This window comes from Elstera litoralis (assembly GCF_000963705.1).
Lineage (GTDB): Bacteria > Pseudomonadota > Alphaproteobacteria > Elsterales > Elsteraceae > Elstera > Elstera litoralis.
The window spans coordinates 1-6,894 of the sequence record NZ_LAJY01000094.1; the positions used below are offsets into that span (position 1 = coordinate 1).

Genomic DNA, 6,894 nt, shown 5'->3' on the forward strand with positions numbered 1-6,894 from the left:
CACGCCATTCAGCGCCGTCAGGCAGGCGATGAGCCCAAAGGTTCCATACAGACGCGCTTTAATCCCAAAACGGGACCCTACCGTTTGAGCAGTCATGACATTCTCCCTAGAAGTGCAACGAGCAGCGCACTCTCACTTTTTCAGATCATTTTTTCATTTAACCTGTTGACTTGATATAGGGTGCCAGAACTAGGATAATTTTTTGTAAATTTTCATCGCGAACGTCAATCTCTTGACCGCGAAAACCATCGGCTTTTGTAGACAAGAGCGCTGCGATTAACTGGGCGGGGGCTTCCGGTTGCGCCAGCCCGCTGCGGTCACGCAGGCGTTCCGGCGTATGGTTCGAGGCGCGGATCGCAACCTGCATGCCCGTATCGACCACGCCGGGCGCAACGCCAAACACCCGTATCCCCGCCTCGGCATACTCCAGATGCAGCGCATAGGTGAGCATAGCGAGCCCGGCTTTGCTAACGCAATAGGCGCTCCAACCCGCAATCGGCTTATGGGCCGCGCCGGAGGAGATATTGATGATCGTCCCGCCACCTTGCGCCAGAAACCCCGGCACAACCGCCTGCGCCACCCAGGCCGCTGCCGATAAGTTCACGTCGATCGTTTCCGCCCACGCATCGGGATCGGCGTCATGAAAAGGCTCCAGCGGGCCGATAATGGCGGCATTATTCACCAGCGCGGTGAGCGGGCCGAAGGCGTCTTCGAGCGCCTCGATCTGCTCGCGCAGTCCGGCGCGGTCACGCACGTCGCACGCAAGCGCCAGCGCCGCGCCCTCAGGAAGCGTGGCCACAACCGCGTCGGCATCGGCCTTCCGACGGGCGAGCACGCCCACTTTCGCCCCCTGGGCCGCGAAAACTTTGGCGCAGGCGGCACCAATACCCCGGCCCGCGCCGGTAATGAGAACGACGGGGGAGGACATTCAGCGATCCTTTCGGGATTAGGGAAGATGGGTTCCCGCCGGAACGGGCCAACCACGCAAGAGATCATCGGCAGAAACCGGGCCTTTGCCGGGGCGTTGCAGGCGCGTGAGGCGCAGCCCCCCCGCCCCCGTCGCCACCGTCAACGCGGCATCAAGCGTGGTGCCGGGCGCACCCGACCCTAAGGCGGTCTCCGCCGCCAGCACCTTCACCCGCTCGCCGTTGATCTCCGTCCAGGCCCCTGGGCGCGGCGCAAAGCAGCGGATGACGCGGTCCAAGTGCGCGGCAGGCAGGGACCAATCGAGCTTGAGCTCCGCCTTGTCGATCTTGGCGGCATAGGTCACGCCGTCCGCTGGCTGAACCTCGGGCGGATAGCGTCGGGGTTATTCAGATACTGCACCATCAACCGCGCGCCCATCGCTGCCAAATCATCGTGCAGGCTACCGCCGGTCGTGGCAGCGGTAATCGGCAGCGCGTCCTTCAGCAGCATCGGGCCGGTATCGAGCCCGGCTTCCATTTGCATGATGGTAATGCCGGTTTCAGAATCGCCCGCCAGAATCGCCCGCTGAATCGGGGCCGCCCCGCGCCAGCGCGGTAGCAGCGAGCCGTGGATATTGAAACAGCCGCGTTTCGGCGCATCCAGAATCGCGCGCGGCAGGATCAACCCATAGGCGGCGACCACGGCGGCATCAAGATTGAGGGCCGCGAAAGCCGCTTGCTCTTCAGCGGATTTCAGGCTGACCGGCGTGAAGACAGGCAACCCATGCTCGCGTGCCAGGCTTTCGACCGGCGACGGCTGCGGCTTCTGCCCCCGCCCGGCGGGACGCGCGGGCTGGGCATAGACCGCGACGATCTCATGCCCCGCCGCAATCAGCGCCGCCAGCGCGTGCACCGCGAAAACCGGCGTTCCCATGAAGGCAAGGCGCATGGAGAAGCCTTTACGCGACGGGCGCGGCGGAGGTGCCGGTTTTTTTCACTTTCAGCAATTTGCGCAGAATGATGTTCCGCTTCAGCGCCGAAATATGATCGATGAACAACACGCCATCGAGATGATCCATCTCGTGCTGAATGCAGGTGGCGAGCAGGCCCTTGGCCTCCATTTCGCGCTCCACATTATTCTCGTCTTTGTACCGCACGCGAATTTCCGCCGGGCGGGCCACGTCCGAATAATGCTGCGGCACCGAAAGGCAGCCTTCCTCGAAGGTCGCGTCATGGTCCGAGACCCAGACGAGTTCGGGGTCGGCCATGCGCAGCGGCGCGCGCTTTTCCGCCTCGGGCGAAATATCGAGCACGATCACGCGCTTCAGCACGCCCACCTGCGGTGCCGCGAGGCCGATGCCGGGCGCGACGTACATGGTTTCGAGCATATCGTCCATCAGGCGGCGCACTTCGGGCGTGACGGTGCCGACGGGGGTTGCTTTCTGCTTCAGGCGCGGGTCCGGAGCGGTGAGAATGGGAAGTAAAGCCATAGGGTTCACATAAGCTGGGCGTTTAGAAGCGTCAAGCATGGCAGCCTGCACAGCAGCCCTCTGCCCTCCCAGCCTTCGCTTCGCTATAAGGCGGGGATAGAGGATTATCCCATGTCTTATAGCGTCAAGGAAGCCTTCAAAACCCTGCAAGGGGAAGGGGCACAGGCCGGGCGTGCGGCAGTATTCTGCCGCTTTACCGGGTGCAATTTGTGGAGCGGTCGGGAAGCTGACCGTTCTGAGGCCGTGTGCCAATTTTGCGATACCGATTTCGTCGGCACCGATGGTAGCGGCGGCGGCAAGTTTGCGCGCGCCGAAAACCTCGTGGCCCATCTGGCCGCGCTGTGGGGGCCGGACCGGGCCTATCGCTATGTGGTGTTCACGGGGGGCGAGCCTTTATTGCAACTGGACGCGCCCTTGATCGCCGCGATGAAGGCGGAAGGCTTCACCATTGCCGTCGAAACCAACGGCACCCTCGCCGCACCGGAAGGGATCGACTGGATTTGCGTCAGCCCGAAAGCGGGCGCGCCTTTCGTGCAGCAGCGCGGGCACGAGTTGAAACTGATCTTCCCACAAGCCGCCCTTCTGCCGGAGACTTTCGACACGCTGGACGCCGAAGCCTTCACCCATTATTGGCTGCAACCGATGGACGGGCTGAACGATGGCGGCTTGGCGCGGAGCCATCACACCGCCGCCGCCGTCGCCTATTGTCAGGCGCACCCGCGCTGGCGGCTGAGCCTGCAAACCCACAAGATGATCGGGATTCCGTAACTTGTTCGAACTCTCCAAGCAATTTTACTTCGAGGCCGCCCATACGCTAGAGCGGAGCATCGAAACCGAGAGCAGCCGACGCATTCACGGCCATACCTATCACGCCGAAATCACCGTGCGCGGCGCCCCCGATCCGGCGACCGGCATGATTCTCGACCTTGGGCTGTTCACCCGCGCGCTCGATAGCGTGCGCGCCGAGTTGGACCATCGCTTTCTCGATGATGTGCCCGGCCTCGGCCCGGCGACGCTGGAAAACTTGTGCGTCTATCTCTGGAAAAACCTCGCCCCCAGCCTGCCCGGCCTCAACCGCGTGTCGGTGTGGCGGCAGGCGAGCGGCGATAAATGCACCTACTTCGGCCCCGAGGAGGCTTAATTATGGCGATTCCCGAAACCGCGCTGGTGCTCTTCTCCGGCGGTCAAGATTCCGCCACCTGCCTCGCCTGGGCCTTGGATCGCTTCGATCACGTCGAAACCATCGGCTTCGATTACGGCCAGCGCCACCGCATCGAGCTTGACTGCCGCGACACCTTGCGCGCCGAAATCGCGGCGCAGTTTCCGCAGTGGCGCGGCAAGCTGGGGCCGGATCATTTGCTCGATCTTGGCGTCGTCGGCACGATCAGCGACACGGCCTTGACCTCGGACGCCGCAATTCAATTCTCCGACACCGGCCTGCCGAATACGTTCGTTCCGGGCCGGAACATTCTCATGTTCACCGTCGCCGCCGCCCTGGCCTATCGGCGCGGCGCGCGGCATCTGGTGGGCGGCATGTGCGAGACCGATTATTCAGGCTACCCCGACTGCCGCGACGATACCATCAAAGCCCTACAAGTGGCGCTCGGCCTCGGCATGGATAAGCGCTTCGTGCTGCACACCCCCTTGATGTGGCTCGATAAAGCCGCCACCTGGGAGCTGGCCGAAGACCTCGGCGGCGTCGATCTCGTCGAACTCATTCGGCGGGAAAGCCATAGCTGCTACCTCGGCGACCGCGACCACCTCCACCCCTGGGGCTTCGGCTGCGGCACCTGCCCCGCCTGCCAACTTCGCTCGAAAGGCTGGGAAGCTTACCGCGCCAATCCGCCCGACCTGGCGACGACGCCGTAGGGGTAAAACGGGAGCCCGGCTCCCGAACCCTCGCTTAAGGAGCTTGCTCCTTAAGTATCCTCTTTCTATCGGCAATCTCACTTCAAGGGAGAGCGTGTGTTTTTAACATTTACCTTATCCTCTCCGGGGGGATAGGATAATCCCATGCATGCATCTCACCCAAAAATCGTAGCGCGCCTGCGCCGAGCCGAAGGGCATTTGCGCGCGGTCATTGGAATGATCGAGGCGGAGAAACCCTGTCTGGAGCTTGCCCAACAACTCCACGCGGTCGAAGCGGCGGTTGCCAAGGCCAAGAAAGAGCTGATCCAGGATCACATCGAGCATTGCCTGGAGGATGCGGACCGCGAAGGCCGCGCCGTCATCGGCGAGCTTAAACAACTCGCCAAATTTTTATGAGCCCCTGCCATGCCTGATCTCGTCCACCTGATTACCGCCGGGGGCCATACGCCCTGGTTTTATCTGCCGATAGCCCTGCTGCTCGGCGCACTGCACGCGGCGGAACCCGGACATTCGAAATCGTTGATGGCGGCCTTCATCATCACTATTCGCGGAACGCCGCAGCAGGCAATTCTGTTGGGCGTTTCGGCAGCGCTCGGGCATTCGCTGGTGGTTTGGGTTATCGCGATGATTGGCCTTGCCCTGGGCGATGCCCTTATTCTGGACCGCGTCGAGCCGTGGTTGCTCTTAGCGTCGGGCGCGATTGTCTTCGTACTGGGCGGGCGCTTGGTTTGGGGGCCGTGCAACACCGGCGGGCGCATCACGACCATCCCCACGATCACAAGCATAGCCACGGGCACAACCACGATCACGAGCACGACGATCATGACGATGCCCACGCCGCCGCCCATGCAAGGGAGATTGCCGCCCGCTTCAGCGCGAACGGGGCAATTAGCCGGCGGCAGGTGATCTGGTTCGGGTTCACCGGCGGGCTCACCCCCTGCCCGGCAGCGATTACCGTTCTGATTGTGTGTCTTCAGGTGAAAGCCGTCGCGCTTGGCATCGGCATGGTCGCCGCCTTCAGCCTTGGCCTCGCCGTGACCTTGGTGGGCATCGGCCTTGCCGCCACGCTGAGCCTGCGTCACGCCGCAGGCCGCTGGTCTGGGTTCGCCCAATTTGCCGAAATCCTGCCGCTGATTTCGGGGTTGGTCATTCTCGGGCTCGCCGTAAGCTTCGTCTGGCGCGGCCTTGCCGGCCTTCACATTTTCTAAGCCTAGACGCCTCCCCCGCCGCTGCCGCAGAATAGCCGCGCAACACGGGCGGGGGCGATGGCACAGCGGCGGAACGGGTTTATGGTCGGGGTGTTCGTCACCATTCTCGCCACGCTGGCGGCGATGGGGGCGGTGCGCATTGCGCTGGAAGGCCCGCCCTCCACCTATCGCCCCATCCGCATCGGCCTACTCATCGCGCGCACGGGGCCGCTGGCGGTGGCCGACCGCAATGTGGAAAAGGCCCAGCGCCTCGCTCTCCAAGAAATCAACGCCAACGGCGGGCTGCTGAACCGGCCCGTAGAGCCCATCGTCGTCGATACGGAATCCGATAGCGCCGTCGCGCTGGCGGGGGCACAGCGGCTGCTCGAGCGCGAGAAAGTCCCGGCGCTCTTCGGGTGCGCGACTTCCGGTTGCCGAAAAAGCCTGCGGCCCTTAGTGGAGGCGGCGGACTCGGTATTGGTCTACCCCTATCCAACCGAGGGGATGGAGGAATCGCCGAACATCCTGGCACTGGGGGCCGCACCGAACCAACAGATCATCCCGGTCATCAAATGGTCGATGGATACCTTCGGGCGACGCATTTTTTTCGTTGGCAGCGATGGGGTGAACGCACGGGTCGCGGCCCAACTGACGCGCCTGCAAATCACCGCCCTGCGCGGCCAATTGGTCGGCGAGGAATATATAACGCCCGACACGCAGGATTTCAGCACGATCACGGCGCGGATTCAGGCCGCCCGCCCGGATATCATCTTCAACTTCGGCACGGGTACGATTAATGGCCCCCTGATGGTCGCCCTGCGCGGCGTGGGCATTATGTCGAACCATACGCCGGTCATGTCCTTCGCCTTGGCCGAAGACGATATTCGCGCCATCGGCCCGTTGCTGATGGCGGGCGATTATGTGGTGCAAAGCTATTTCGGCAGTATCGGCACCGCCGCCAGCCAGAGTTTCAAAGATCGATTGCACGCAGCTTTCGGGCCGGAAGTTCCGGCGACGGCGGCGATGGAGGCGGCCTATATCGGCATTCATCTGTGGGCACGGGCGGTGCAAGACGCGCAATCGGTGGCCTGGAAAGACATGCGCCCGGTTTTGGGCGGCCTTTCGATCAACGCGCCGGGCGGCGTGATTTCGGTCGATCCAGTCACTTTCTACACTTGGAAAACCGTGCGCATCGGCATGATCGCCGACGATGGGCAGATCGAGATTACCTGGGAAAGCGGTCGCCCCGTGCGGCCCGTGCCGTTTCCGGGCCTGCTCAGCGCCGAAGATTGGCAGCGCTCCGTCGATCTTCTCTATGAGGCCTGGGGGCGGCGCTGGGAGCCGCCGCGCTCCGATACCCGGAACGGCCGATGAGCGAGTTCCAACCCTTCCGCCCCACCCGCCGCACCGGATGGCGCCGCGCCCGCTTTCCGCTCGCCGCCG

At 63.3% G+C, this 6,894-nt stretch carries 8 protein-coding genes and 2 pseudogenes; 7 read left to right on the forward strand and 3 right to left on the reverse strand.

Annotated features, from left to right (window positions below):
• Positions 1-157: 157 nt before the first annotated feature.
• From VZ95_RS04765 to def, 3 genes and pseudogenes are all read right to left on the reverse strand, one after another.
• Positions 158-928: an SDR family NAD(P)-dependent oxidoreductase gene (locus VZ95_RS04765; protein ID WP_045774858.1), complete on the reverse strand. Its 771-nt coding sequence runs from the start codon at positions 926-928 to the stop codon at positions 158-160.
• An 18-nt stretch (positions 929-946) separates the two neighbouring features.
• Positions 947-1,854 (reverse strand): annotated as a pseudogene (fmt, locus tag VZ95_RS04770) (methionyl-tRNA formyltransferase).
• 10 nt (positions 1,855-1,864) lie between these two features.
• Positions 1,865-2,395 carry a peptide deformylase gene (gene def, locus VZ95_RS04775; RefSeq protein WP_045774859.1) on the reverse strand — a complete coding sequence of 177 codons (531 nt, stop codon included), beginning with the start codon at positions 2,393-2,395 and terminating at the stop codon, positions 1,865-1,867.
• Between the two features lie 111 nt (positions 2,396-2,506).
• Here def and queE point away from each other — a divergent pair, with 111 nt between their 5' ends.
• From queE to VZ95_RS04805, 7 genes and pseudogenes are all read left to right on the forward strand, one after another.
• Complete coding sequence (queE, locus tag VZ95_RS04780) at positions 2,507-3,163, forward strand: 7-carboxy-7-deazaguanine synthase (RefSeq protein ID WP_045774860.1); 657 nt, start codon at positions 2,507-2,509, stop codon at positions 3,161-3,163.
• Between the two features lies 1 nt (position 3,164).
• On the forward strand, positions 3,165-3,536 hold the full coding sequence (locus tag VZ95_RS04785) for a 6-pyruvoyl trahydropterin synthase family protein (RefSeq protein WP_045774861.1): 372 nt from the start codon (positions 3,165-3,167) through the stop codon (positions 3,534-3,536).
• A gap of 2 nt (positions 3,537-3,538) precedes the next feature.
• Positions 3,539-4,264: a 7-cyano-7-deazaguanine synthase QueC gene (queC, locus tag VZ95_RS04790; RefSeq protein ID WP_045774862.1), complete on the forward strand. Its 726-nt coding sequence runs from the start codon at positions 3,539-3,541 to the stop codon at positions 4,262-4,264.
• Positions 4,265-4,408: 144 nt separating this feature from the next.
• Positions 4,409-4,660: a metal-sensing transcriptional repressor gene (locus VZ95_RS04795; RefSeq protein WP_045774863.1), complete on the forward strand. Its 252-nt coding sequence runs from the start codon at positions 4,409-4,411 to the stop codon at positions 4,658-4,660.
• Between the two features lie 9 nt (positions 4,661-4,669).
• Positions 4,670-4,969 (forward strand): annotated as a pseudogene (locus VZ95_RS27985) (HoxN/HupN/NixA family nickel/cobalt transporter); the annotation flags it as partial.
• 32 nt (positions 4,970-5,001) lie between these two features.
• Positions 5,002-5,472: a HoxN/HupN/NixA family nickel/cobalt transporter gene (locus VZ95_RS27990; protein WP_084627578.1), complete on the forward strand. Its 471-nt coding sequence runs from the start codon at positions 5,002-5,004 to the stop codon at positions 5,470-5,472.
• 57 nt (positions 5,473-5,529) lie between these two features.
• On the forward strand, positions 5,530-6,825 hold the full coding sequence (locus tag VZ95_RS04805; protein ID WP_045774864.1) for an urea ABC transporter substrate-binding protein: 1,296 nt from the start codon (positions 5,530-5,532) through the stop codon (positions 6,823-6,825).
• The last annotated feature ends 69 nt before the right edge of the window (positions 6,826-6,894 follow it).

Bases quoted from the DNA above. Each gene is read 5' to 3' on its own strand.
- VZ95_RS04765 (WP_045774858.1), bottom strand. From the start codon at position 928: ATGTCCTCCCCCGTCGTTCTCATTACCGGCGCGGGCCGGGGTATTGGT.
- def (WP_045774859.1), bottom strand. From the start codon at position 2,395: ATGGCTTTACTTCCCATTCTCACCGCTCCGGACCCGCGCCTGAAGCAG.
- queE (WP_045774860.1), top strand. From the start codon at position 2,507: ATGTCTTATAGCGTCAAGGAAGCCTTCAAAACCCTGCAAGGGGAAGGG.
- queC (WP_045774862.1), top strand. From the start codon at position 3,539: ATGGCGATTCCCGAAACCGCGCTGGTGCTCTTCTCCGGCGGTCAAGAT.
- VZ95_RS04795 (WP_045774863.1), top strand. From the start codon at position 4,409: ATGCATGCATCTCACCCAAAAATCGTAGCGCGCCTGCGCCGAGCCGAA.
- VZ95_RS04805 (WP_045774864.1), top strand. From the start codon at position 5,530: ATGGCACAGCGGCGGAACGGGTTTATGGTCGGGGTGTTCGTCACCATT.